This window comes from Roseivivax lentus, assembly GCF_900156805.1.
Taxonomy (GTDB): Bacteria; Pseudomonadota; Alphaproteobacteria; order Rhodobacterales; family Rhodobacteraceae; genus Roseivivax; species Roseivivax lentus.
In genome coordinates this window covers 637,741-661,760 of the sequence record NZ_FTOQ01000002.1, presented here as the reverse complement: position 1 = coordinate 661,760, position 24,020 = coordinate 637,741, and the positions used below count along the sequence as shown (strand labels likewise).

Below are 24,020 nucleotides of genomic sequence, written 5' to 3'. Positions count from 1 at the left end.
CGGGTACGGGAACACAGGAAGATTACCGCCATGAAGGAGCGTATCGACCCCCTGATCGAAGAGCGCGCACCCTGGCTCTTCAGCGACCGGCTTGGCACGCGCCATGCCCGGCGGGTCCTCAATTTGCTCCTGGGCTATCGCAAGACGATCGCGCTGGCCGAGCAGTTCCGCGACATGCCCTCGGCGGAGTTCATGACCATCCTGGGTGAGATGCTGGCCCGCGACGTGGAGGTTTCGGGCCTCGAACACATCCCGCGCAACGGCCCGGCGCTGGTGGTGGCGAACCATCCCACCGGCATCGCCGACGGGATCATCCTGTTCCACCTTTTGCACAATATCCGCCCCGACCTCTATGTCTTCGCCAACCACGACATCCTGCGGGTCATGCCGCAGATGGAGGACATGATCGCCCCGGTGGAATGGCGCAAGGAAAAGCGCAGCCACGGCAAGACCCGTGAGACGATGGCCTATACCCGCCGCGCGGTCGACGAGAACCGCCTCGGCATCATCTTCCCCTCGGGGCGGCTGGCCAAGCGGCGCGGGCTCAGCCTGCATGAACGCGAATGGATGCCCTCGGCGGCGATGCTGGCGCGCAAGTTCGAGCTGCCGGTGGTGCCGCTCAACATCCGAGCGCGCAATTCGGTGCTGTTCTACCTGTTCGATTTCATCCACCCGACGCTGCGCGACATCACGCTGTTCCACGAGACGCTGAACAAGGCGCGCCAGCCCTACCGGGTGAGCATCGGCGAGCCGATCTCGGCCAGCGCGCTGCCGCAGAAATCCGAGGACGGGATCGAGATGCTGCGCCGCGCGACGCTGGAGCTGGGCGGCCATCGCGCGCCCGCCGTGTCGCTTCTGGACAATTCGCGCAGGCCCTCGTGGCTCAAGGCGCTGAAGGCGACCTGACGCGCGCCATTCGGGGCGGATCGGGATGACCTGCGGGTGTTCCGCGCGCGCGGGCCGGGATCAGCCGAAATCGCGCGGACGCGGCTTGGGCCGGGTGGAGATCAGCGGCTTGCAATAGCTCTGCGCCTGAATCCAGGATTTCATGTCGTCGCGCTTGGCGCGGGAATGAAACGGCCCCCAATCGGCGGCCACCCCGCGCATGCCGCGGCTGACCACCCCGTCGCGCGAGACCGTGCGCGCCATGATCCTCAGCCCGCAGGCAAGGTTGGACGGCCCGTGCTTCAGCGCCTCCCCCGAGCCCGCCTTGCAGCCATAGCCGCGCGCGGTGGAGGGCAGGATCTGCAAGAGCCCGTACCAGCGCCCGCCGCCGCCCACCACGGCCGGGCGATAGGTGCTTTCGTGCTTGGCGAGCGCCGAGACAAGCCCGACCCAGAACGCCTCGCGATCCGCGCGCGGCGCCTCGGGATAGGCGGGGCACCAGTCGGTGATATCGGCGGGGACCATCTCGGGCAGCGCATCGGCATGGCCGCGCAGCGCCGAGACCGCCGCCCGGGTCCAGAGCGCGGGCCGCCCGGTGGCGCCCCAGCGCGCGGGCGGCAGCACGTCGAAGCGCGGCTTGGGACGCAGGGAGCGTGTCACCGCCTGCGGGCTGTCGAGCGCCGCCAGATCGAGCGGAAGGGAACGGGCCACGGGATGCAAGGCCGACGCGGCATCGCGCTCCGCCGCGAGGGGCGAGGCCAGGCAGATGAGGGCGAGTGCGGCAGCACGGAAAAGCATGCCCGACAGGATGCGCGAAGCCTGACCCGCCGCGCAAGTCGGGCTTTGGTACCGGGGGTATTCGGGCGGCTTGCCGCCCATGGGGCGCAGGGTCGGTGGCGCGTTTTTGCGGTGGCTGGGGCGGTTATTTGAGCTGCATGGTCTTGCAGACGCACGAGACTTTGGTCTGCGCGACGTCGCCGCCGCAAAAGGTCCGCGCCCGGCCCGAACAGCACCGCAGGTGCCGGGTCAGCATTTGATCGAGAAGCATTCCATCGGCATGGCTCGGCCTGAACGCGCCAGTGTTCTCGGGACCCATGGTGGATTTTGTTCGAGGCGAGACCGGGAGAGGGCCAAGTTCAGAGCGACACGGTCGGCATGCCGGGCCAGCGCCGGATCGGCGGGCGGGCGCTGCACCGATTGCGGTCTGCGTTTTATTTCGTCACGCCATGACACCGCCCGGGCGACGCGCTTGCGTCACCAATGCGCCAGACCGGTCGGGCCGATCTGGCGCTGGCCCGGCACCTGCGGTGCTGTTCGGGCCGGGCGCGGACCACCTGTCCGGTCAAACCTCACGTCTCCGCAACCCCGCCCCTCGCACCACCCGCCGCGCACAGCCCGGAACCGGCCGCCGACCGGCGCCACCCTCTTGCCCCGTCCCCGCCGCTCGCCTAAACCGCGGGGGCAAACCGACACGCATAAAGGACACGGGCGCATGCTGGATCTGACGTTCGAGGCCCCGAAGCCCAAGGTCATCGCGGGCGCGAAGCACGATTGGGAGCTGGTGATCGGCATGGAGGTCCATGCCCAGGTCGCCTCCAAGGCCAAGCTCTTCTCGGGCGCGTCCACGCAATTCGGCGCCGAGCCCAATTCCAACGTCGCCTTCGTCGATGCAGCCATGCCCGGCATGCTGCCCGTCATCAACGAGTTCTGCGTCGAGCAGGCGGTGCGCACCGGGCTCGGCCTGAAGGCCAAGATCAACCTGCGCTCGGCCTTCGACCGGAAGAACTACTTCTATCCCGACCTGCCGCAGGGCTACCAGATTTCCCAGCTCTACCACCCGCTCGTGGGCGAAGGCGAAGTGCTCGTGGATATGGAGCCCGGCATCGCCCGTCGCGTCCGGATCGAGCGCATTCACATGGAGCAGGATGCGGGCAAGTCGATCCACGACATGGACCCGGCGATGTCCTTCGTGGACCTCAACCGCACCGGCGTCGCGCTGATGGAGATCGTCTCGCGCCCCGATATTCGCGGGCCGGAGGAAGCGGCGGCCTATGTCGCGAAGCTGCGCCAGATCCTGCGCTATCTCGGCACCTGCGACGGCAACATGCAGAACGGCAACCTGCGCGCGGACGTGAACGTCTCGGTCTGCCGGCCCGGCGCCTACGAGAAGTACATGGAAACGCAGGATTTCTCGCATCTCGGCACGCGCTGCGAGATCAAGAACATGAATTCCATGCGGTTCATCCAGGCCGCCATCGACTACGAGGCGCGGCGCCAGATCGGCATCCTCGAGGCGGGCGGCGAGATCGTTCAGGAAACCCGGCTCTACGACCCGGACAAGGGCGAGACCCGCTCGATGCGCTCCAAGGAAGAGGCGCATGACTACCGCTACTTCCCCGATCCCGACCTGCTGCCGCTCGAGATCGAGCAGGCCTGGGTGGACGACATCGCCGCCAACCTGCCCGAGCTGCCCGACGCCAAGAAGGCGCGCTTCGTGACCGAGTTCGGCCTGTCGGAATACGACGCCTCGGTACTGACGGCGGACCTCGCCAATGCCGCCTATTTCGAGGCCGTGGCCGCCGAGGCGGGCGACGGCAAGATGGCCGCGAACTGGGTGATCAACGAGCTTTTCGGACGGCTGAAGAAGGACGACCGCGGCATCGAGGACAGCCCCGTGGCACCCGGTCAGCTGGCCGCGCTGGTGGGACTCATCAAGAAGGGCGACATCTCGGGCAAGATCGCCAAGGACGTCTTCGAGATCGTCTATACCGAGGGCGGCGACCCGGCAAAGATCGTCGAGGAGAAGGGTCTGAAACAGGTCACCGATACCGGCGCCATCGAGGCCGCCGTGGACGAGGTGATCGCCGCCAACCCCGCGCAGGTGGAGAAGGCGCAGGCCAACCCCAAGCTCGCAGGCTGGTTCGTGGGTCAGGTCATGAAGGCCACGGGCGGCAAGGCCAACCCCAAGGCGGTGAACGAGATCGTGACGGCGAAGCTGGGCCTCTGAGGCGCGGCTCCGCGCGGCGCGCAGTGCCTCGGGGGCGGTGAGCGCGCGGCTTCGTGCGCCACGCGCTGCGAGATATCACTGCCGCCTGATCCTTATGGGCGGCAGGCGCCGGCGGGTCGGAGCGATCGTGGCCTGCCGACCGGAAAGGCCGCAAAGGTCCCGCCCGCCCCCCTGCAAGGCGCAACCTTCGCGGCCCCCCGCCCCGCCGCGCAGGCACCTCCCACCTCGGCGGGGCGCGCTCGAGATCGAGGCCCCGGCGCCGACATCCACCTTCTCGAAATCCCGCAGGACCGTCAGCCCCGTTGCCCGCGGGGGCTGGTCACCGCCGCCCGGCGTGATAGGGTCCGGCGCCTGACCCAATCAAGCGCCGGATCCCGCCCCATGCCGCATTACGAATACCGCGTCCTGCCCGCCCCCGAAAAGGGCCAGAAGGCCAAGGGGGTCAAGGGGCCCGCCGCGCGGTTCGCCCATGGCATCGAGGCGCTGATAAACGAGATGGGGGCCGAGGGCTGGGAATACCTGCGCGCCGACACGCTGCCCTCGGTGGAACGGGCGGGGCTGACCTCCACCACCACCGAATGGCGCACGCTTTTGGTGTTCCGCCGGGTGCGGCTCGATCACGCCGAAGCCTTCCAGCCGAAGGAGCTGCCCGCGCCCGACGCCGCGTCTGCGCCCGCAAGCGCTCAGGCCAGCGCGATGCCCGACAGCGCGCCCGGCACCCCGCCCGAGGCGCTCCGGGAAGACGCGCCCCGGGAGGACGCGCTCGACAGGCTCCTGCAGGACCGCGCGGAAAGCCTCGTGGCGATGCCCGCTGATCTGGGTGGCCCCGACAACCCCGCCGACAGCCACGCGGCGGACGGCGACAAAACGTCACCGGGCCGGCCCGCCGCGGGCGACTAGCTATTCCCCGAGATCCAGCGACAGCGCGTGGATCGCCGCCACCAGCTCGGGGCCGAGCGCGCCATGCACCGCCCGGTGCCGCGCGATCCGGCTCTGGCCCTTGAAGGCCTCGGAGCGCAACACCACGTGGAAGTGGCTTTCGCCGCCTTCCTGGAACCCTGCATGACCGCGATGCCGTTCGCTGTCATCCCGTACCACCAGTTCGCGCGGCGCGAAGGCCTCGCGCAGACGTGTCTCGATCATTTCAGTCCGGGACATTTTTCCTGCCTCTCCCCCTACAAACCGCTGGGGTTTTGTCTAAACTCTGGCGTCCGAGTCGAAAAGGTGTCCGATCATGAGCAAACCCGATCCCTTCGGTTTCGACATGTCCGTCAAATCGTCGAAGAAGAAGAATCCGCGTGGACGGCGGGGTATGTCCGGCGAGAGCGAGACCTCGACGCGCGTCTGCGACCACGAGGGCTGCGAGGAGCCGGGCAAGTTCCGCGCGCCGAAAGCGCCGGACGTGCTCGATGATTTCTACTGGTTCTGCAAGGACCATGTGCGCGAATACAATGCCAAGTGGAGCTTCTTCGACGGCAAGACCGAGGCCGAGATGAACGCCCAGAACACCGCCGACAAGGTCTGGGAACGGCGCACCAAGGATTGGCGCGACCCCGAAACCCGCGCCTGGGCGCGGCTCGGCATCGAGGATCCGCACCAGGTGCTGGGCGACAACGCGACGCGCAACCCGGGCCGCAACGGCCAGACCGCCGCGCGCCGGCTGCCGCCCACCGAACAGCGCGCCGCCGATATCCTCGAAGTGCGCGCGGATGCCACGAAGGCGGATGTGCGCGCGGCCTACAAGGCGCTGATCAAGGTGCTGCACCCGGACATGAACGGCGGCGACCGCAGCCAGGAGGAACAGCTGCAGCAGGTCGTCTGGGCCTGGGACCAGATCAAGGACAGCCGCAACTTCAAGTAACGGCCCGGAAAGACGAAAGAAACGGCGCGCTCCAACCCCGGAGCGCGCCGTTTCCTTTGCCGTTTGCCGATGCGCGTCCCAAGCCGGGCGGAGGCGCCCGCCGCGGGATCACGATCGGACCAAAAATACCTCCGGGGGTATTTGTAACCCATTTGTGAACGGTCCACAAAATCCTCTCTGCTTCTCGCCACGTCTCATTCTCAATGAATACCGAAGCAACTTCAACACCTTATGGATTGACGCCACTTTCTCCAAGGTCTCTCTAGAAGGCCACCGGCAACGCAGACGGTCGCCACGAATGGAACGTCTAGCGCCCCTGCAACGCCCCCTTGGAGAATGCAACAATGGCTGAGAAACTGTCAGATCGGAAGTTGAAAGCGATCCTCCCCCAGTACCCAGATCGCATAGAGGTCGCGGACGGACAGACCAAGGGACTTTTCATCCGCGGATCGCGCAGGAACGCCCAGTGGGTATTGAGAAGGACGGTGAAGGGCAAGCGCCAGCGAGTTAGTCTTGGCGAGTGGCCGACTGTAAACGTTGACGCGGCGCGGGCCAACGCCGCGTCGGCCGTTGCCGCTTGGCGCGCGACGGGGGCCGCGCCGACAACGGGGACCACCGTAACGCTCGCCGATCTGGTGGAAGAGTGGGCCAAGGCCCATCAACACCTGAGAGCGACCGAGATTCGGGCACAAGGTGTGCGCCGGTGCCTTGAACCGCTGCTTGGGCGGGATGCTTCAACCTTAGATGACGCAGACTACCTACGCGTCCTCGACCGGGTCCTTTCTGCAACCCCCTCGCAAGGTGTGACGGTTACTAAGAACCTGAAGGCCATCTTGCGATGGGGGGCGGAGCGGCGTTTGTGTCCGTCTGGCACGTTGCAGGCTGTGCGGGTGAAACGAATGCCTTCGCGGGAACACGTGCCCACCGTTGATGAGATGCGGACCAGCTGGGAGGCGCTGGGGGCGATGGAACACTATTCAGTGCCGATGGTGAAGTTCTTAATGCTCACAGCATTTCGCATGAACGAGGCGCGTACGTTGCGATGGGAGTACGTGAACCTGCGGGACGGTACCGCGACGATCCCGGCCTCGGTGTCCAAGACGAAAATGGAAGTGACCCACCCCCTGAACGATGCGGCGCTTGAGGTGATCCATACCCAAGGGCCGGACATCAGGGGGCTTGTCTTCCGACGACCAGACGACAGAGCCATAGGACACATGGGCGAGTTCAACAAACAATGGACAAAGGCTGCGCAACGATTAGACCCTTACCACAGGCGGCATACATTCCATGATCTGCGGAGAGCATTCGCCAGCGGGTTGGCCGATGCGGGTTGGGATGCGCACTGCATAGAGCTGGCGTTAAGCCACTCCCCTGCGTCCATTCTGGGTCCTGTCGGAGCCACGTATAACCGAAGCAACAGAATGGAAGACAGGAGACGGATGGTCGAACATTGGGCCAAGCTGATAGCGGGAGACAACGTGAAAAGGAAAGCGCGCGATATCGCGTGAATCTGCTTCAACTGATCGTCAAGTATGAAGCGCGGCCCTCTGGTGATGCCACAAACCCAGAGGACCGCGCTAAACAACGTGAGGAAAGACCCTATCGCTTCGTCGACTTAAGTGTAGTGAAACTCAAAGACCATGCTTTTTTGAAGTCTAAGCGTTAAAAGGCTGTCGAGAAATCAAGGGAGTGATTTCTAAGTGCTATTTGTCTTGGACTAGTGTTAACAGGAGACCGAGAAATGAATCCGCTCGACAGGGGCAACTTTGCTCTAGGCTTTTTCTTAGGATTTATCGTTGCTGGCAGCTTGGCATTCGTCTTTGAGATGCTTGGTACTACAGTAGTAGAAGCCAATGATGTTATTGCATTCGCTTCTGCAATCATTGCGCTAGCAGCGGTTATCTTCACATTTCTCCAGCACCAAAGGAGCATACATCAGTATGATGCAGAGTTCATTTTTTCTAGCGAAAGAGAGTACGGGCAGCTATTTGAAAATCTACGAGATATTGGTGATTGGACAAAAAAACCAGAAAACCAAGCGGTACTCACCAGAATTCCAACGGATAGAATATTGGACGATTACTCGGAGTTTACGTCGAAACGGTTTCCTCCAGATGAGATATGGGAGAAGGCAAGGCCGATCAAGTCACACTTCAAGAGCATCGCTCTACTCCGCCGGGAGGGTGTTATCACAAAAAGGGCTGCCAAAATTGCCATACAACAAGCAGGTTTTGATTTGTTGATTGACCACATATGGAAGATGGATGTTGGGAGTTATTACTACACTTGGCGTCAGGATGAAAAGCACCTAAGCACGCAAGCACTTAAGAAAACGCACTCATGGTACGAAGATTTGATTGCTCTCGGGCGGGTCATAGAGATCGACTCAAAATTACCGAAGACGCGAACGTAAAAAACGCAGTAGGCCATTGACAGAGATGCATAGGCACTTGCTTCAATTGTAATGCTGGAACAGTTGCCGAAAGCCTCCTGGACTTCCGCTCTGGACTCTAAGCCGGCATTCGCTGCTTTTGGCTTGAAGGTCCGTTGTCGGCAAACCGCCCAAACTTTGCAGACTCCGCTATCTACGCACAGCCGACGCTCATGGCAGTCGGGGGCACACCGATCTCTCGACACATCACCCGAGCAACGGAAGCAAGACGACAAGCACAGTGGGAACCTTTTGTCAGGTGGCGAACACTAGCTCCTTGGCACTGTCAGGGCTTACAGTCCGACAAAGTCCAAGCATTGACATAGATGAATTTCGCGCCTCTACAGCTTCTTCCAGATAAGCGATAGCCTCGGGTGAAATGTTTTTAAGCATCCTGCCGCCCCCCCTAGCTCCGCATCGATTCTGAAGGCTGGGACGCTACTTTCTCCAATTCCCTTGAAGCAGCGCATCGATAAATTTCTTCCGGTGGACCAATGCGAACAGGCGTCGGCAAGTCACCTGCTGGCTGTAGATTGGAGATCATCTTCTCCAGCAAATCACCTTTGACACCGGACAATGAAGCTTTAGCGACCAGAGACGCAGGAACGCCAATAACATCTGCAAGTTGCTTGCAGTTTATGGCATAGGTGCCTTCTTGATTCGGATCAGCGTCAGCAACGATTTGTTCCAATACTTTATTCCTGTGCAGCCAATTAGCGACTACATAGCAAACGACCGCTGTTATCTTATCGGCTTGTTGATTGCTACGCATAACGCGTTCGAAAGCTTTGGTGTCTTCTGGGCTTGCTTCTGTACTGGTTAGCTTGCCTTTGTTTTCGGCAAGTTCATGGAAGATTGGCAACAATGTGGAGATGTCTCCATTTGCATCAAGCGCAAATCCTGTTTCTTCAGAGACGGACATTAGAAGCTGTGCTTCGTCAGGCCAATTTGGTTCCTGCCCCTGTAGCTTGATGTTGGTCACGTATCCAATTTGGTGACACACCTCGTGGGCAAGCAAAGTTTTCATTGAAAGGGTTGTGGCATTCATTTTACTTATCCAATTCAGCTGCGATTATGGGCACGATCAGCCAGCGCCTTAGCGGGCAATCGTTCACGATCCCGCTCCGAAAGTTCAGGGGGCGTTGGCGAAAGGATTTGCTGAAGCTCTGCCTTGGCTTTCTTGTACGCCGACACTGCCATTGCCTTTTGGACGATGTCCTCCAATGGCCAGCCGTCCTCTGGGACGAGACCCTGATTGCTGGAATCGCGTAGACGCTTGGACAACTTCCTGAAGCGGCTGATGCCAAGCTTCTGCTCAAGAACCAGTGCACCGAATGCGATTAGTACAGGTGTGGTGTTGGGACCGAGCCAGCTTTCGTGCAGCTGAACATCTTTATCTGAAAGGTCACCAAGGGATTTAATGGAGTCCTCCCCCATGCTCATGAATGCCCGGTGAATGGCGACAAAGTCACCAGCTTTTGAGACGGGTGCGGCGGATGAGAGATGCGCGACTTCATGCGATAATTTTGACTTGCTCGTAAGCACGGCCACTTCACCTCCTTTACCATCGATACTGAACAACACCTTCGCGCTGTCGTATTCAGATTCATCAAGCGCTATCAATGCGATAGCTGCACCGAATATGTGGCGGGTCTCATGTTGGGAAATCTGTGCAGGAGTCATTGTCCACCCCCAGACTGCAAGCCCTTAGCAAAATTGGGTAGCGTGCCATGAAGGTGCTTGGATTTGCGCAATAGGACATTCTCTGCATGGTTCTTCAGTGCAGCCAAGTTCGCATCAGCTACAGCAAAGGCTGCCGATTTGATCAACACATTCCCGTCGATCTTCTGAAGGTTATCGCTGATGGTCTTCAGGTTTGATTGAAGATCGCCCTGAACTTCCTGAAGCTTGCCATCGTTACGTTGCCGCTCGTCCTTCAGGATTTTGGCAAGTGCATCCATTATTGCCTCTGGTTTCATGTCCACAGCTCCTTGATCTCACGGCGGACTTTCTTCCGGCTTTCTGCCTTCTGTGCTCGCTTGTTAGCTGTTGCTGCGTCGGCTTCATCTTGGAAGTATTTGGCGGCTGCTTTCTGGCAGTCTTCGCGCCATTGCTGCGTTGAAGATTTGCCTTCGCCAAGGATGTTCAGCTTCCCTTGAATTGGCAGTTCAAAGTCTTCTGGGAGTTCATATTGATGAAGTTCGAGCGGATCGACACCTTCAGCCATAGCCTTCAATACTGCACGTCTGCACTGGTTGTCGTGCTTGATCCTGCGGGACTTCAAGACGGATAGGTCGGCATAAAGCGCATCCGCAACCTCGCGCAAAGTCTTGGCTGTGTCTTGGAGTACGGATGTGTCGTATTCATTGTCGATTGCCGATAGCGTGTCGAAGGAAGCGCGAGTGACGACTGCCAATTCGATCAATGGAGACGTGCCCTCTACGACAGTGCCTTCCAAGGCATCGGCAGCGGCGCTGAAGTCTTTGGCCTCGTCCTCAAGCTGCTTTTGGAGAGATCGAAGCTCATCCCAATCTTTGTGAATTTCCTCGACGGATGCGAGGGGATCATCCTCGTTATGGAATGCCTTGATCGTGGCAATGCTCTTATCGATTGCTGCTTGCGCTACGAATGAACAGACTTTCTTGGAGAGGGTGATTGCGCCACCCCCCAAGTGGATTTGGGAGGGAGGTAACTTACGAGCTAACATTCTGCGTTCCTTTCTTCTGGTGCCTGCCTGCGGGCGAGGACTGCGGTGGGGTGATGAATTAGTGGATAGGGTTTAGGGGCGTTACGGTGATCGAGAATCACGGAATCAAAGCGGGCGTTGCCATGGGCGGCGGACGGGCTTAACGCGCCCTTAGCACCCTGCTCCGGGGCGCTAAGGGGCCGTTGGCGGCGGGCGGCGCGGCGGGCGGCGGCGGGGCGGGCCGGGAACGGGTCGTTGAGGGTCGGAAGAGCGCGTAAGCTGGCTTTTCCTTGCTGGTAGGGCCGTTCGTGGGCCCCGGTAAGGCAACGGGCGTTGAGGGGCGCAAAAGCGTGCAGAGGCACCAAAATGGGGGCCTTAGTTGCTGTGGCTTCTCCACCATCAATCGCCGCGAAGGAGACGGATGGATGAAATGATTTGCCGCACCCCCAGAGGCTCGCAATGGATTGGATTCCACCAAAGGGGATGCGGCGAGAAAGCGACATTTATGCAGCTTCCTTCCGGCGCAGAATATCGACTTCCTCGTCGAAAACTTTCTTCTGAATGTAGCTCACGCGTTGGCTCTGCTTCATGCGGAAAAATGCCCAACCCAAGAATCTATACTTATCGATCTCCGGAATCTCGTAGCGAATGAACATAGCTGCGATTGCTCGGATGTGTTGTTCTGATGTGCCGTCGCATTTCTTGCCAGACAGACCGGTGATTTCGCGGAAATCGGCTTTCAATCTGCGGGCACGACAGATTTCATACGATGCGTTTGATTGGCCTTCTGCTGGTCCACCCCACATCTTGGCATTCTTCGTAGACGGATATTGAGAGGGATCGTTTTTCACTTCTTGATCTCCAGATCGCGGACGGTCTTGTATTCATCAACCACGTCAATGAACTCTTGGGATAGCTTCATGAATGAATCTGAATCCAAACCGTCTGGGATCATTGCCATGCGACGAGTGATGACTTCGGAAAGGTGCGCCAGCTCAACAGAGGATCGTAGATTTGTTTTGCCCTCCCCCTGCATCGGCTTCCCGCTATTCTTTGCTTTGAGGCTTTTCATTTTCGGTTCCTTCTCTTTTGTTTAGCATCTTTGTGCTACTGGGTTTTGTATGAGGGTGGCTTTGCGAGCAGGCCGCCAGCGGGGCTATTGAAAACTCGATTATCTTGAATGTGCTTGGTTTCTTGTCTGATCGCATTGAGCTCTTCGCGGAACTTTGTAAGCTCTTTGTTCTTCGAAGCGGTCAGAGATAGCGTCTTTGCCAACGCCATGATTTGACGGAGGTTATTGTGGTAGAGACGGACGGATGCGCGGATGGCTTCTCCACCATTGCTGAGGTTGACGGTCTCACCCATACCGTCCATGGTCCATTCCACTTGGAGCCGCCTATTCATGCATATGAGAGTGGCCATCTGCGCGACGAGTTCCAAATCTACGAAACTCCAGTCTAGAGGACCGCGCTTCTGCAGGATTTGTTCGAAGGTAAACTTTTCATCTTCCTCAAGATGCGGAGGAGCATCTGGATACGGAGTATCCGAGGCGAAAAAATCGTCCTTAGCCATGCTGTTTTACTGCCTCGTTTTGGTTAAAATTTGAGGTCGGCCATTGAAAATTCAGTCCCCCGAGCGGCCTGACCCCCAACACTGACGCGGAACATACGCCCCCCGCCCCAATGAGGCGCAACATTTTGGAATCGCTAGGGAATACTGTTGTGTCTTCGCGATTGGTGAAGGCAAACGCTTGGCCGAACGCTGGCTCTGAATGTGCGGGACCCAACCGAGATGTGTGACACAAATTCGCTCTTCGACAAACGCAATGCCGCAAGGAATTGAACGATAGCCGAAGGAAAGAACCAACGTGAATGTTCTGTGTGCGATGCTGTGGGTCGGGGCTCTGCTTCCCACAACTACCGTAGGGGGTACCTGTGGTACGGTAGGGGAATGTTTTGGGGAAAGCTTCAGAGAATGTTGCGAGTGCAGCTAATAGCAGAACGAAAGTTGCGAGAAGAAGTATCTCAAGCATTGGTCAAAGCTTCCGTGGCAGTCTGCGGTTGCATTCGAAGTTCCGGCCCGTACCCAACAGAATTGAAAGAAGGCGCAGGGCGGGCATTATGATAGCAATGATTATCGCGCGTTCCGTCCGCGAGAAGTGAATCAATTAAGAAATGAGATTGCAGCCCTACTGTCCACTAACTTTTGAATAAGAATCCACCAGAACTTTTCTTCATAAATTTATTAATTAAGTTGCAGAAGTAGTTGCGGTTGGAAGTGTTGAAAAATTGGAGTGGTGTCCGCCGGGGAATAGTATAACCCCTCCCCCCTGTAAAAGGCAGGTGGTGCCGTGGCAGAGAGACGGGGGTGAAGATACGGCTGGGGCTGTGGCGCTGTGGTGGCGCTGTGGCCGTGCCTGTGGCGCTGTGGCTGCGGAGGACCGCCCCCCGGTATTGAACGCAGTGCAGGCTGTGCCGTGGAAGAAAGACGGGAGGTGTAGGCGGAGCGAAAGGTCTCCCAGTTGCACCGAAGACCGTAACCAGCGCCACCAGTTGACAGAAAGCAGAGCGCGATATCGTTAACGGTGGATTTTTTGAGTTCCGTAAAGTTTTGGTGTGAATTCTTGCCGCTTAACAGAAGCTCAACGGGAACGCCTCAAAACGGCCAAAAACCGGTTGAGCAACGGAACTTCTTCCAAAAAAGAGAAGAAGACGGGAAAGTAACGTGTAAAACCCGATGAAAAGCGAACTTGACCCATGGACCGCCCATGGTTCCCATGGAAACCGACCCGTTCTTGCCGCTTGGAGGCGTTTTCAAGCGTTGAGCGTTGAGCGCCTCAATCCTCAATTCTCAACGGCGGGAACGTCAACCACCGGGGTAAGGGGTTTTCCATGGGTTCTATGGGAACTGGGTTATCAATCAGTGAAAAGTTGAGCAATTACAGCGACATAGGGTCGCCCATAGAAAAAACGGTTCCATGGGCTTCTATGGGGCTTCCATGGGCCGAAATACTGCGCGAACACGACGAAGGTCTCCTCTCCGTCTTCTTTCTTCACAGAGGAATTTCATCGTTACCCTGAACAACGACCACCCTGAAACCAACCTTGTTCCGGCTTTTCCCGTTCTTTTCCCGGAATTGACTCTGTTCACTAACTATCTTCACTACTCCCAATTCAGTCGTGCAGCGTTGATCACCATGAAGCTTTTGCAGACTTCTTGAATGCTTCGGATTCATGGAAACGTGCTCCGCCAAATCAATCGCTTCCCTTAGTTCAGGCCCACACGCCTGCACAAGTTGCGACCAAGTAAAGTAGCCGTTCTGCTCTTTAACAAGCAGGCGCAAGTCCTCCAATTCAGCATCCACTTGCTCGTACTCAAGGAAGTCGGTCATGGCGTTGACCAAGTCCTTGCGCACTTCAATCAGCGGATCGTATCGGTCGGCACCGGCATACATACCTTCGAAAAGGTTGTCGTCGCCGCTTACCTTGGACAATGGCCCCCCTACAAGTTCCCACCATCGATCAAATCTGAACTCTGCCGGCTTCTTCGTAGCTTCCACAGACAGGATTTTAGCCATAGCCCCTATCAACCGTCCTCTATGTTCGCTGACGAGACGTGTAGTGGCGGCCACTGCCTCCATGTCCGTCTTGGACTCTTGAAAGAGTTCAATAACGCAGAACCTTGTAGCGGCGTCGTCCTGCGAGAACGTGATCTTGTTGCCCGTAAGAACTGGAACGAACGAAGCCCGAATGTCTTTGGTTTCCGACTTGCCCAAGATGCGGTCAGTGATTGAGCCAGACGTGATGTATTTGTCGAGGTCCGGTTGGTTCCAGCTAGTGCCATTGGCAACGTTGTCGTAGAACAGAATGTCCGGATCACCGAGCGCGTAAGCGAACAGTTGCTTCCTGAACTCTTCTTCGTTCTTCGTGTAAGCCAGTGATCCGATCTTACGATCCAGAACGATTTGGCACAGCATCGTTGCCAAGTGCGTCTTAAACGAACCAGCGACGGATGCTCTGAAGAGGAACGCTGGGCTGTATCCATCCGTCAACATGATGCGCCGGACCAGCAATGTCATTGGTAAGGCGAGCGCCCTCAAGCGATCCCTTCTAGACGTGAAGGGGAAGGGACCGAGCAGTTCATTCTCCAGCAGGTCTAAAGCTTCCTCTGCGGTGCCATCGAAAGAGACGTCGAGTTCACCCGTTCGCCAGTACATCTTGGTTTTCGGGTCATAGCCTTCATTGCCTGAACGTATGCCTTGGGACGTCATCATTGGATAACGAGCTATGCCCATCAGGCTTGGCAGACCCACCCCCCTGCCATTGATTAGGTGCTTCTTGGCCCACTGAGGGACCGGCTTCTGTATCTCTTCACCTTCAGCGTTGACGGAGTACCACTGGGTTACCTTCTCCAAGGCGAAAGTGGCGAAGGTTTCGTTGAGCTCTACTGGGGAGAACATCGTCTCCTTTTCCTGCGTACCGTCTTCGTACGCGATCACAGCACTGGTTTCATTCTCGATGACCATCACAGGCATGTCTGCGTAGCGGAACAAAGTTCTGGTCTCGTTCAACATGGCAGAGAACCCAAAGAAGATTTCGGTGTGCCTTGATGAATTTGATTGGAACGACGCAAGACCATCGATGGGTTCAAACGAGTTTGGGTGTCTAGACACCGTCCCGCTAATTGCTGTTTGCCCAACGTCATAAGTTGTTTCTACAGCCTCAATGAGACGCCTGATGGCCGTTTCATCGTCCTTGTTGGCAACCCACCATGCGTTGAGGTCCTTAGCGCCCTTCAGAATGCTGAACCAATTTGAGACGAGGCCAGAGCCGAGCCTTGCAGCCTTCTCTGCTCGCTTCAGCCATTCAGGCTTGCCGTCCTGGCTTGGCTCTTCGCCATCGATGTCGGGAACAAGCACTGCGTTCCTGAACTGCCTCGCAGCACCCTTAAATCGGCCTGTTCCAAGCGTAGAGATGATCGTGGGTATGTCCTCTCTCCCGTCTCTTAAATAGACGGTGAGGAGAGTTAGCGCGTCCTCGGCACCATCGAAAACGAACACCGGAAGATTGTCTCTGCCTCGGTGCGCAGTGAAGTAAGCTTGTTGTCCATTGTGACCGAAGCCGCCCAAAGCCTGCTTCTTCAACGGCGGACTGTTATGTTTGCGATCAATCAGCAGCCTTTCATTGTTCAGACCAATCAAGGAACGCTGAACGCCCATAAAGTCACCGTGAGCAATGAGCCCGTATCGGAACAGAAGCTGCCAGTCTTTCTCGTCGCCGGGCTTTAGTACGCCCAAATCCCTGCATGCCTTCATAGCCGAGATACTGATACCACGGGCCATTAGGTATTTGACCGGAGGTTGATTGATTTTTATCTCTTCTTCCCTGCTGTTCCACTTTCTAAGAGCGGACCCCCTCTGGGGCGTCACTTCTGGCCTATCAACGTCCGGCAGGGCGTGGCCTTCTGGCAGAGGCAACCACCCATGCTCATCTGTCTCGTACGAATACCAAGTGCCGCGCTTGTACTTTTCAGTTTCCATAATGATCTGGACAGATTCACGTGTTCCCACTCGGGCGTCCTTACTGCCACGCTCATAATTGACGGTGTCGGCATCGAACTGCGTCTTGGCTGCCTCAATCAGAAGTTCATCAGGCGCATTAGCCCAGAAAACTTCGAGCGCCCGAATGTCGATAGACGATTTCTTTTTGGTGTTGTCGCTCACGTCCCTGCCTCCTTCCGTCTCACCAGCCCACTCTGGCCCTCATTTTCGTTCACGCTTTGTTTCATAAAGTTCATTGCAGATCCCCTTTGCTTCCGAACATGGTCTCGTCCATCTGCTTGAGCAGAAACTCATGTGGCATCTCCCCCTCATCAACGATGCGTTGGTCACAGGGGAAGGTGTTGGCGTAGTGCTGTGGGACCTCGAACAAGGTTCGACTGTTGAGGAAGTCCGAGGCTGCAATGGCTTGATCCAGCGATGCCATCCCCCCGATGCCAACATCGAACGGGAACCTTCCGAACTGCTCCCAGAAGTGACGGAGATCAGGATCGAAGCAGTGAGAGGGATTTTCGCCTGTGGTAGGTTCGCCCAACTCTGCGACCATGTGGCCGTGCAAGCGCAGGACGTAGTACATGAGGTCATGCTCGTGGCGCAGCTGGGCGACGACAAGCGGATTGAGCGGCCGACACAGCCCTAGGCGATAGGCACTGCGGAATTTGTCGTAGGGGGTGACGGCTTCTGCTTCTTCATTGTGAATAGTGAACCGGCCTTGGTCACCCGTAGCAACGACCAGCCGATACTCCAACGTCTCTGTGATCGCCCGAATGTAGTTGATGCCCAGGTCTTCAACAGGCTTGATTACCTCGCGCGTTCGGCAGTAATGTCGCCACTTGTGGCGCGACCACTTCCCTGCGGGAATGAAGTTCCCTTGCCGCCATTCGGTGAACAGCTTCGGTAGCGGGACGTTCAGCGCATCCATGCAGTCTGCAAGCTTCTCGTAGGCGTCGATGGCCTCGGAGTAAGCTTCCATATCTGATTTTTTAAACATTGGTATTCCTTTCTTTGTTTGGGCAGCCGAATAGCAATCTCACGTGAAAAATAGTTCACGTTCGACCGCTGTTTCGGGGCATAATAAGGTTGAAGACTTCTTTGACTGTCCAGTAGAGCTGCACACTCGAGGATCGGATAGTCTTTGAATCTTCGGGTTCTACTTGTTTTGCCTTTCCAAGTCAGACTTGCCCCCGGTGTAAAAACTGGGGGCAAGTTGTTTGACGGATAATGAATCCAACCCCCGTCCAATGCTGTCACCTTTGACAACGGACGCAGCAAAACATTCCCCGCATAACGGAAAACATTCTTGGCGCAGGGGGCGGGTATGCTGTGAAATGAAGGCATGGGTTGTCTATTTGTTTTGCCATTGATAAATCAGCCGCCACGCCTAGGCCCATTGCACTTTGGTAACCCGGTCGCAGTTCACACTGATTGCGCACATAAACGCGCCCGATCATTATCGGCTGCATTCGACACATTGAGTGAACTATCGCTGCGGAACACACAAATGGGATTGCTGCAGCTCTATTGCTCGAAAGCTTTAAGCGGCGCAGCGCCGGGAGTGCCAACTACCGTCTCCGATTGCTCTAGCAATCCTTTGAACAGTGCTGCGGCGCACGAATAGCAGTAGCGCCGCTTGCCGAGGACTAGACGTGAAGGAATGGGGATACGCTCGATTGATCTTGGCGTAACGTCGATCAGTTCAGCACTGATACGTTCGGCAAGCTCAGAACGGGAAAGCCAGGGGGCGTGTGTTTCGCAGCAAGACATGATGCATCCTCTCGCCCAATAGGGCGTTGATTTTCAATGGGATGCCTTCGAGGTGGTCTTTCGTGCTACGAGACTCGTCCAGCGCAAGGCTATGGCTCAATCAAGCCATGATTCTGTGGGGCAGTCAACTGGGACGGCGATCACTCACTCCATCCCTCCCCCGTCCTCGCTCGCCAACGCCAGCAACCTCAAGCAGCCGCCAGTTCTCATTGTAATTCAATGGGTTGACGGGAGTTGGAAGTTACGCAAAGGTGAATGTGAAGACAGTTCACACGATCTCGTTCAGTGGGACCATTTGAATTGGCTTCCGTTGAACGGGATTGGTCAACGTTATCGGCGCAACCGGGCCGCCGAGATCGGCCAACCGCGCAACGCCGACCGCGCCAACCGGGCCGCGCCAACTGCGACCGCGACATCGGCGACCAATTCGCGCTCAATCGCCCAGCTTCATTCAGTAATAATTCACCAATTAATTCGAACCGAGTTAAAATTAGGTAACCTCCCCCTGATCCGGGGGGCGGCAAACACTGAACAATGAGTCATTCCCAAGGAGCACCCAATGCCACTACCGCTTCCAACGATAAGGATCGTCTGCAAGTCGAACGAAGACAAGTTTACATTCTTCATTGTCATGGTCCGCGACAGAAAGGATTACAAAATCGATAAGATTATCTATGGGAAGGGATTTGGAAAGTATTCAAACCTGTCAATGCAATGGAAGCAGAATAAGCCGCGAAACCTTGATCGCTGGGAGAGGAGTATTAAAGAGAGATTCCCAGAATACGACTATGCGGCGATTGTTGCAGAATTGTTGTCGATGTGTGCGGAAGGCCATAGACGTTGGATGCTCTGCGAGGACCCGAAGGCGATTGCGGCAGACCTCAGCGCCAAGGGCAAGAAGTACAAGCCGCTTCTTCAACAGATCGCTGAACTCAAGAGTGCGGAGTGATGGCTTCACGATCTGTATGAAATCCTATTTCAGGCCCGCGATACTTAGAAGGCGCTTCCAGCTATCTTCCTTTCCTAAGCTTTCAAGGCCAATACTGTGAGTCACGTCTGCAATCGCAAACCAGCCGTGCTTAATGCCTACTATAACATCTTCATATTTAATATTATCGACAGCATCTAAGTCCGACGGCTCATCACCGTGTATCAAAGGATTCCGCATATTTATGTATATATCATTGTGGTATTTTTGGAAATCTGCATCCGCAATGCCCAAGTGAGAAAGCGCGGATAGCCACTCGTTTTTGAAGCCGCCACCCCCGGCTTCAATTGCTGCCAATGTTGCTGCATCCATATGCTTGAGATTTGACAGCATTATTTCCATGCTTGCTTGGAAGGAGATGACCGCGGCATAGAGCTCTCTGTGTGCAAGCTTGCCATATCTAGCTGCCTGCATGGCGCCCTGCACGCCTTCATCAGTCTTCCAAGCTTCTTCATCTGAGTGAACGGGCGCGGCTTTTTTGATTAATTCTTGGTATCTCCTCAAGCAATCAAGTGCATTATAAGCATGGCTCTCTGCCAGGTCATAGCGTCGAAAATTGTCTCGGTCTGGCATCTTTGAACTCCACAATTTGGTAAGCAATGCAAGCTCATTGTAAATCTTTATCAAGCAGTCCTCTTAGATAAGGGCTAGCTTCTTAGCGATCACCTTCCCAGAAATGCTCAGACGAAAATTAGTACCTTTGCCTCCATAAAGTTTATCTAGGAATGGATGTTTCCCAGATAGCGTTCGGCTATCAACCAACTCTTTTACTTGCTCTTGCAGCTTTTCAATTACCGAATCTAGGCTGGGCGCGTCCAATTTAAATCCATCGTGAAATGGGTTGCTGTCAAAGTAGACAGGGATTTCTTTTCGTTCAATTAAGTTCAAGCGCATTAGTTCTGCTTTGGCAATTTCTAAATTTGCCTCTACGAGCTCACTGGATTCATGGATTCTATCCCACTTGTTCTTTAATTCAAGCTTGAGGCCCGTTAATTCTTTTTTCAACGCTTCTTCGTCGATCTTTTCTTCCTCGGCGCTCAGAGGAAACAATTCCTTCGCACCGAATGCGTTAAGCTTTCTTGTAATATTCTCTAGTTTTTCTTCCTTGGATAGCAAGAGGAAGACCCTTGCAGAAGCAGGACTCATTTGCTCTATAACCGAAGCTACAGATCTAGCAGATAAAGACGCAGTTTCGCCTTCGGTCATTTCCTCTGCAATCAAGCGTGCCCACATGTCAGACAGGTCTTCGTCTTCCTCTTTAGATATTCCATCGAACAATACCAACATATCACCATTTGGGAGTTGCCGCGCGTCATTCAAATTGACTCCTTTTTGGCGTATATGATCTGCGGTCTTCTCAAGCCCATTGACCCAATTTCGATACCTCCACGCCTTAAGCCTGTCCCCGATTAATGCCCCCCAGACGTCACCTGAACTATCGCTTATCCCAGCAAGCAGACCGCCAGTTGCAGCTTTTGCTACGTCTAAGGCAATCGGAGACAAATTGTTTGCAAGACTGTCCTGCGAGCCGTCATCATCGTTCATTTAAGTATTTCCTAACTAGCCGTAGGCGCAGACAAAATTATAATCTAGGCAGGGTCAACTGGAGATCCAGTTGCAGCGGTTGTCCAATTGGCGTAACTGCCGACCCCGTCAACCAAAAACAAGTTATGGAGAAACCCAATGAGCGTCGACCTTTCAAAAATGTCGCTGGAAGACTTGAAGCAACTGGAGAAAGACGTTGCTAAAGCGATCAAGAGCTTCGAAGCCCGCAAGAAGGCTGAGGCCATGGCCGCTGCTGAGGCTGCTGCAAAGGAATTCGGATTCTCACTGAACGAGTTGTCTGGCGGGACTAACGCGAAGACCGTATCTGTTCCTAAGTATCAGCACCCTGAAAACCCAGAGCTTACTTGGACGGGACGTGGCCGGAAGCCAAAGTGGTTCGAAGAGGCTCTTAAGGCAGGGAAGAGCGAACAGGACTTGCTAATCGCTTAACGCGGTAGCGGCAGAATCTGCGTCGCATATTTTGATAACGGGCGGGCGACCTTCCTTCGCAAATGGGACAGCCAGACCCGCTTCAAGAACTTCTGTCCAACCGTACTTTTCTAGCAGCGATTGTTCTTGAGTTACGGCAAGAAGTTCCGGCATCAACAGTAGGAGCTTTGAATGCGACACCAACTCAACTCGCCCCCAATGCGCCCCCTTCAAGGAGAGACGTGGGGGCAAGGAGCCAGATTCTCAAGTGAAAACTTGTGCTTAACCAGCGCCCCCAAACAACGCAGAATCCTCTCCGGGGGTCTGGGGGCAGCGCCCCCAGCGGATCGGCGCGGTCACGCGTCGATCCGGCAAGATCAGCCGCCCGTTACGCCGCGACGAAGGTCAGCGACACCCCGTTGATGCAATGCCGCTTGCCCGTGGGCTGCGGCCCGTCGTCGAAGATGTGGCCCAGATGGGAGCCGCAGCGCGCGCAATGGCACTCGGTGCGGGTCATGAAGAGCGACCGGTCGGGCTTGGTGCCAATCGCGCTGTCCGACACCGCGCGCCAGAAGCTCGGCCAGCCGGTGCCGCTGTCGTATTTGTGCGCCGAGGAATAGAGCGGCAGATCGCAGCCGCGGCAGACATAGGTCCCCTCGGCGGTCACGTCGTTCAGCGGCGAGGTGAAGGCGCGCTCGGTTCCCTCCTCGCGCATGACGCGGTATTCGAGGTCGCTCAGCATGGCGCGCCATTCGGCCTCGCTGCGGGTCACTTCGAAATTGCCCTCAACGGCGCTCGCGCGGCTGCCGAGGCCCAGGGCCGCGGCGGTGGTTCCAAGAAAGGTACGGCGGTTCATCTGGCATCTCCCGGCTGCGTGGCGGATGGGTGGAGGCCCGGCCGACGACCGGCCGGGCCCCTGCTTTCATCAAGGTAAGTGCCCAAGGGGCGCTTTTTAAGGGTTCAGCCCGCCTGGCCCGCGGGCAGCATCACGCGGTCGATCACGTGGATGACGCCGTTCGACTGGCGCACATCGGAGATGGTGACGCTGGCCGAGCGGCCATTCTCGTCGGTCAGCACGATCTCGGAGCCCTGCATCTTCGCCTGCAGCGTGCAGCCGCCCACGGTCTCGACCGGATGGGTGCCGCCGTCATCGGCGATCATGCCCGCGATGGCGTCCGACATGGCGTTGGCCGCGACCACATGGCAGGTCAGGATCTGCTGCAGCTGGCCCTTGTTCGCGGGATCCAGAAGCGCGTTGAGGCTCGCCTCGGAGATCATGCCGAAGGCGTCGTTCGTCGGCGCGAAGACGGTGAAGGGGCCGGCGGAATTCAGCGTGTCCACGAGGTCGGCGGCCTGCACGGCGGCGACGAGCGTGGTGTGATCAGCGGAGTTCACCGCGTTCTCGACGATGGTCTTCGAGGGGAACATCGCGGCACCGCCCACCATGGGGTTGTCCTGCGCGGCGGAATTGCCCGCGACCAGGATCGCGGTTGCGGTTGCGAGGGCGCCGAGGGTGAAAGTCGTGTTCATCTTCATCTCTCCGTTCTGGGTCATCTCCGCCGCCCGTCTGCGGTGGAGTTGCCCGAAGCCACGCGGCGCGCGGGCGCGGAGTTTCAGGAAGGGGTCTTTTTTCTGCCTCACGTCTCCGTGAAGGGCAGGACCGGACCGATCGCGCGCACATCCGACGGCACGCCGTCCGGGGCGCCGCCCGCGGGCTCTTCGGACACCGCAAGCGTGCCGCCCTCGAGTGCCGCGACCAGCGCCGGCGGCAGGACCCGGCGCGAGATCACGCCCGTTTCGCGCGGCACGAGGCCCAGCGAGATGGGCGCGCCCTCGCCCGGCACGAGCCACAATTCGTTGTCCCGCCCCTCGGGCACGAGCCCCGCATCGCGGCGAATGAGAAGCTCGTTCGTCTCGGCGATATAGCCCGCATGCACCAGCAGCGGCGGGCCTTCCGCAGCCTCGAGATCGGCCACGTAAAGCGGCTCCGGCAGGTCGGGCACGAGGAAGCCCGAGATCATCACCGCCCAGCCGAAGACCGCCGCGGCCACGGCGCCCAGCGCGTAGGGCAGCAGGCTCCGCCACCAGCTGCGCCGCGGCGCGTCGCCGAAGGCCAGCACCTCGATGCGGCGTTTGAGCTGCGGCGCGGGCGCTGTTTCGGGCAGGCTTTCGGTCAGCGCGGCGAAATCCTCGGTCCAGCCGACGACGCGCGCCACGAGACGGGGCTCGACATCGAGCCGCGCCTCGAAGGCCGCGACCTCCTCGGGCGACATCAGGCCGAGGACGTATTCCGCGGCCAGCGCGTCGTCCTCTCCGGGCCCGTCCGGCCGATCTGTCTGCGGCCCGCTCATCGCGACAGGCACTCCTTCAGTTCGATCAGGGACCGGCGCAGCCAGGTCCGGACCGTGTTCAGTTTCACGCCCGTCGCCGCGGACAGATCCGCATAGCTCCAGCCGTCGAGATAGACGCGGGCGACCATGTCCGCCCGGTCCGGTGCCAGCCCGTCGAGACAGGCATGCAAGGCCCGCGCCTCGGAACTCATCTCCGCCTGGGCCTCGGGGCCCGGGGCGGCATCGGCCACCAGATCGGCCGCATCGAGCCCTGCGCCCGGTTCGGGCACGCGCCGCCGCCGCCGGTCGATGGCGACGTTGCGCGACAGGGTGATGAGCCAGGTCATCGGCGAGAAACCGTTGGCGCGGTACATGTCGGCCCGCCCCCAGATGCGCAGGAAGGCCTCCTGCAAGGCTTCCTCCGCCTCGGCGCGGTCCCCCAAGACACGCAGGCAGATCGAGAAGAGTTTCGCGGAGGTGCGATCATAAAGCGCGGAAAACGCCTGGCGGTCGCCCATGGCGATCCGCGCCAGA

The 24,020-nt window shown here is 57.7% G+C and carries 25 protein-coding genes; 8 read left to right on the top strand and 17 right to left on the bottom strand.

What is annotated here, in order from left to right; translation table 11 throughout:
- Window positions 1-30 precede the first annotated feature (30 nt).
- Complete coding sequence (locus BW990_RS06825; protein WP_076446256.1) at window positions 31-906, top strand: lysophospholipid acyltransferase family protein; 876 nt, start codon at window positions 31-33, stop codon at window positions 904-906.
- A 60-nt stretch (window positions 907-966) separates the two neighbouring features.
- Here BW990_RS06825 and BW990_RS06820 read toward each other — a convergent pair whose 3' ends face one another.
- On the bottom strand, window positions 967-1,683 hold the full coding sequence (locus tag BW990_RS06820) for a transglycosylase SLT domain-containing protein (RefSeq protein WP_076446413.1): 717 nt from the start codon (window positions 1,681-1,683) through the stop codon (window positions 967-969).
- A gap of 694 nt (window positions 1,684-2,377) precedes the next feature.
- On the opposite strand from BW990_RS06820, the gene gatB reads away from it, so the two are divergent.
- Together gatB and BW990_RS06810 are read left to right on the top strand one after the other, a co-directional pair.
- The gene (gene gatB / locus BW990_RS06815) at window positions 2,378-3,892 is read left to right on the top strand and encodes an Asp-tRNA(Asn)/Glu-tRNA(Gln) amidotransferase subunit GatB (protein WP_076446254.1); all 1,515 of its coding nucleotides are present in this window, start codon (window positions 2,378-2,380) and stop codon (window positions 3,890-3,892) included.
- A 381-nt stretch (window positions 3,893-4,273) separates the two neighbouring features.
- Entirely contained in the window at window positions 4,274-4,792 is a 519-nt protein-coding gene (locus BW990_RS06810; RefSeq protein ID WP_076446252.1) for a DUF4177 domain-containing protein, read from the top strand.
- Here the strand turns inward: BW990_RS06810 and BW990_RS06805 are convergent, their stop codons facing one another.
- The gene (locus tag BW990_RS06805) at window positions 4,793-5,050 is read right to left on the bottom strand and encodes a BolA family protein (RefSeq protein WP_076446250.1); all 258 of its coding nucleotides are present in this window, start codon (window positions 5,048-5,050) and stop codon (window positions 4,793-4,795) included. It lies immediately after the preceding gene.
- A 76-nt stretch (window positions 5,051-5,126) separates the two neighbouring features.
- Here BW990_RS06805 and BW990_RS06800 point away from each other — a divergent pair, with 76 nt between their 5' ends.
- The 3 genes from BW990_RS06800 to BW990_RS06790 all read left to right on the top strand — a co-directional run bounded on the left by BW990_RS06800 (window position 5,127) and on the right by BW990_RS06790 (window position 8,169).
- The gene (locus BW990_RS06800) at window positions 5,127-5,753 is read left to right on the top strand and encodes a J domain-containing protein (protein WP_076446248.1); all 627 of its coding nucleotides are present in this window, start codon (window positions 5,127-5,129) and stop codon (window positions 5,751-5,753) included.
- Between the two features lie 344 nt (window positions 5,754-6,097).
- On the top strand, window positions 6,098-7,264 hold the full coding sequence (locus BW990_RS06795; RefSeq protein WP_076446247.1) for a tyrosine-type recombinase/integrase: 1,167 nt from the start codon (window positions 6,098-6,100) through the stop codon (window positions 7,262-7,264).
- 233 nt (window positions 7,265-7,497) lie between these two features.
- Window positions 7,498-8,169, top strand: a complete 672-nt coding sequence (locus BW990_RS06790; RefSeq protein WP_076446245.1) for a hypothetical protein — start codon at window positions 7,498-7,500, stop codon at window positions 8,167-8,169.
- A gap of 424 nt (window positions 8,170-8,593) precedes the next feature.
- Here the strand turns inward: BW990_RS06790 and BW990_RS21260 are convergent, their stop codons facing one another.
- The 9 genes from BW990_RS21260 to BW990_RS06755 form a co-directional block, all read right to left on the bottom strand.
- The gene (locus BW990_RS21260) at window positions 8,594-9,169 is read right to left on the bottom strand and encodes a hypothetical protein (RefSeq protein WP_143526099.1); all 576 of its coding nucleotides are present in this window, start codon (window positions 9,167-9,169) and stop codon (window positions 8,594-8,596) included.
- Window positions 9,170-9,249: 80 nt separating this feature from the next.
- Entirely contained in the window at window positions 9,250-9,870 is a 621-nt protein-coding gene (locus BW990_RS06785) for a hypothetical protein (protein WP_143526098.1), read from the bottom strand.
- A complete protein-coding gene (locus BW990_RS06780) occupies window positions 9,867-10,166 on the bottom strand; it encodes a hypothetical protein (protein ID WP_076446242.1) in 300 nt (99 codons plus the stop codon). The genes BW990_RS06785 and BW990_RS06780 overlap by 4 nt, the downstream gene beginning before the upstream one ends.
- Window positions 10,163-10,894 (bottom strand): hypothetical protein, encoded by a 732-nt coding sequence (locus BW990_RS06775; protein ID WP_076446240.1) that lies wholly within the window; start codon window positions 10,892-10,894, stop codon window positions 10,163-10,165. The genes BW990_RS06780 and BW990_RS06775 overlap by 4 nt, the downstream gene beginning before the upstream one ends.
- Window positions 10,895-11,376: 482 nt before the next feature.
- Entirely contained in the window at window positions 11,377-11,724 is a 348-nt protein-coding gene (locus BW990_RS21255) for a hypothetical protein (protein ID WP_143526097.1), read from the bottom strand.
- Window positions 11,721-11,945 carry a hypothetical protein gene (locus BW990_RS06770; protein WP_076446238.1) on the bottom strand — a complete coding sequence of 75 codons (225 nt, stop codon included), beginning with the start codon at window positions 11,943-11,945 and terminating at the stop codon, window positions 11,721-11,723. Before BW990_RS06770 ends, BW990_RS21255 begins: the two co-directional genes overlap by 4 nt.
- A 35-nt stretch (window positions 11,946-11,980) precedes the next feature.
- The gene (locus tag BW990_RS06765; RefSeq protein WP_076446237.1) at window positions 11,981-12,445 is read right to left on the bottom strand and encodes a hypothetical protein; all 465 of its coding nucleotides are present in this window, start codon (window positions 12,443-12,445) and stop codon (window positions 11,981-11,983) included.
- Window positions 12,446-13,925: 1,480 nt separating this feature from the next.
- A complete protein-coding gene (locus tag BW990_RS06760) occupies window positions 13,926-16,595 on the bottom strand; it encodes a hypothetical protein (protein ID WP_076446235.1) in 2,670 nt (889 codons plus the stop codon).
- 70 nt (window positions 16,596-16,665) lie between these two features.
- On the bottom strand, window positions 16,666-17,421 hold the full coding sequence (locus BW990_RS06755) for a hypothetical protein (protein ID WP_076446234.1): 756 nt from the start codon (window positions 17,419-17,421) through the stop codon (window positions 16,666-16,668).
- Between the two features lie 1,332 nt (window positions 17,422-18,753).
- On the opposite strand from BW990_RS06755, the gene BW990_RS06750 reads away from it, so the two are divergent.
- Window positions 18,754-19,143, top strand: coding sequence for a hypothetical protein (locus BW990_RS06750; protein WP_076446232.1), 390 nt, complete (start codon window positions 18,754-18,756; stop codon window positions 19,141-19,143).
- A 24-nt stretch (window positions 19,144-19,167) separates the two neighbouring features.
- Here the strand turns inward: BW990_RS06750 and BW990_RS06745 are convergent, their stop codons facing one another.
- Entirely contained in the window at window positions 19,168-19,809 is a 642-nt protein-coding gene (locus BW990_RS06745; RefSeq protein WP_159441611.1) for a hypothetical protein, read from the bottom strand.
- Window positions 19,810-19,818: 9 nt separating this feature from the next.
- Window positions 19,819-20,727 (bottom strand): Abi-alpha family protein, encoded by a 909-nt coding sequence (locus tag BW990_RS06740; RefSeq protein WP_143526095.1) that lies wholly within the window; start codon window positions 20,725-20,727, stop codon window positions 19,819-19,821.
- A gap of 138 nt (window positions 20,728-20,865) precedes the next feature.
- On the opposite strand from BW990_RS06740, the gene BW990_RS06735 reads away from it, so the two are divergent.
- Window positions 20,866-21,177, top strand: a complete 312-nt coding sequence (locus BW990_RS06735; protein WP_076446227.1) for an H-NS histone family protein — start codon at window positions 20,866-20,868, stop codon at window positions 21,175-21,177.
- Between the two features lie 367 nt (window positions 21,178-21,544).
- On the opposite strand, the gene msrB is transcribed toward BW990_RS06735, so the two are convergent.
- The 4 genes from msrB to BW990_RS06715 form a co-directional block, all read right to left on the bottom strand.
- A complete protein-coding gene (gene msrB, locus BW990_RS06730) occupies window positions 21,545-22,012 on the bottom strand; it encodes a peptide-methionine (R)-S-oxide reductase MsrB (RefSeq protein ID WP_076446225.1) in 468 nt (155 codons plus the stop codon).
- 104 nt (window positions 22,013-22,116) lie between these two features.
- Window positions 22,117-22,692 carry a fasciclin domain-containing protein gene (locus BW990_RS06725; RefSeq protein ID WP_076446411.1) on the bottom strand — a complete coding sequence of 192 codons (576 nt, stop codon included), beginning with the start codon at window positions 22,690-22,692 and terminating at the stop codon, window positions 22,117-22,119.
- 101 nt (window positions 22,693-22,793) lie between these two features.
- The gene (locus BW990_RS06720; protein WP_076446223.1) at window positions 22,794-23,507 is read right to left on the bottom strand and encodes an anti-sigma factor; all 714 of its coding nucleotides are present in this window, start codon (window positions 23,505-23,507) and stop codon (window positions 22,794-22,796) included.
- Window positions 23,504-24,004, bottom strand: a complete 501-nt coding sequence (locus BW990_RS06715; protein WP_076446409.1) for a sigma-70 family RNA polymerase sigma factor — start codon at window positions 24,002-24,004, stop codon at window positions 23,504-23,506. The genes BW990_RS06720 and BW990_RS06715 overlap by 4 nt, the downstream gene beginning before the upstream one ends.
- Between the last annotated feature and the right edge of the window lie 16 nt (window positions 24,005-24,020).

Bases quoted from the DNA above. Each gene is read 5' to 3' on its own strand.
- BW990_RS06770 (WP_076446238.1), bottom strand. From the start codon at position 11,945: ATGAAAAGCCTCAAAGCAAAGAATAGCGGGAAGCCGATGCAGGGGGAG.
- BW990_RS06735 (WP_076446227.1), top strand. From the start codon at position 20,866: ATGAGCGTCGACCTTTCAAAAATGTCGCTGGAAGACTTGAAGCAACTG.
- BW990_RS06795 (WP_076446247.1), top strand. From the start codon at position 6,098: ATGGCTGAGAAACTGTCAGATCGGAAGTTGAAAGCGATCCTCCCCCAG.
- gatB (WP_076446254.1), top strand. From the start codon at position 2,378: ATGCTGGATCTGACGTTCGAGGCCCCGAAGCCCAAGGTCATCGCGGGC.
- BW990_RS06825 (WP_076446256.1), top strand. From the start codon at position 31: ATGAAGGAGCGTATCGACCCCCTGATCGAAGAGCGCGCACCCTGGCTC.
- BW990_RS06755 (WP_076446234.1), bottom strand. From the start codon at position 17,421: ATGTTTAAAAAATCAGATATGGAAGCTTACTCCGAGGCCATCGACGCC.
- msrB (WP_076446225.1), bottom strand. From the start codon at position 22,012: ATGAACCGCCGTACCTTTCTTGGAACCACCGCCGCGGCCCTGGGCCTC.
- BW990_RS06775 (WP_076446240.1), bottom strand. From the start codon at position 10,894: ATGTTAGCTCGTAAGTTACCTCCCTCCCAAATCCACTTGGGGGGTGGC.
- BW990_RS06785 (WP_143526098.1), bottom strand. From the start codon at position 9,870: ATGACTCCTGCACAGATTTCCCAACATGAGACCCGCCACATATTCGGT.
- BW990_RS06800 (WP_076446248.1), top strand. From the start codon at position 5,127: ATGAGCAAACCCGATCCCTTCGGTTTCGACATGTCCGTCAAATCGTCG.
- BW990_RS06750 (WP_076446232.1), top strand. From the start codon at position 18,754: ATGCCACTACCGCTTCCAACGATAAGGATCGTCTGCAAGTCGAACGAA.
- BW990_RS06810 (WP_076446252.1), top strand. From the start codon at position 4,274: ATGCCGCATTACGAATACCGCGTCCTGCCCGCCCCCGAAAAGGGCCAG.
- BW990_RS06780 (WP_076446242.1), bottom strand. From the start codon at position 10,166: ATGAAACCAGAGGCAATAATGGATGCACTTGCCAAAATCCTGAAGGAC.
- BW990_RS06805 (WP_076446250.1), bottom strand. From the start codon at position 5,050: ATGTCCCGGACTGAAATGATCGAGACACGTCTGCGCGAGGCCTTCGCG.
- BW990_RS06740 (WP_143526095.1), bottom strand. From the start codon at position 20,727: ATGAACGATGATGACGGCTCGCAGGACAGTCTTGCAAACAATTTGTCT.
- BW990_RS06765 (WP_076446237.1), bottom strand. From the start codon at position 12,445: ATGGCTAAGGACGATTTTTTCGCCTCGGATACTCCGTATCCAGATGCT.
- BW990_RS06820 (WP_076446413.1), bottom strand. From the start codon at position 1,683: ATGCTTTTCCGTGCTGCCGCACTCGCCCTCATCTGCCTGGCCTCGCCC.
- BW990_RS06725 (WP_076446411.1), bottom strand. From the start codon at position 22,692: ATGAAGATGAACACGACTTTCACCCTCGGCGCCCTCGCAACCGCAACC.
- BW990_RS06715 (WP_076446409.1), bottom strand. From the start codon at position 24,004: ATGGGCGACCGCCAGGCGTTTTCCGCGCTTTATGATCGCACCTCCGCG.
- BW990_RS06720 (WP_076446223.1), bottom strand. From the start codon at position 23,507: ATGAGCGGGCCGCAGACAGATCGGCCGGACGGGCCCGGAGAGGACGAC.
- BW990_RS06790 (WP_076446245.1), top strand. From the start codon at position 7,498: ATGAATCCGCTCGACAGGGGCAACTTTGCTCTAGGCTTTTTCTTAGGA.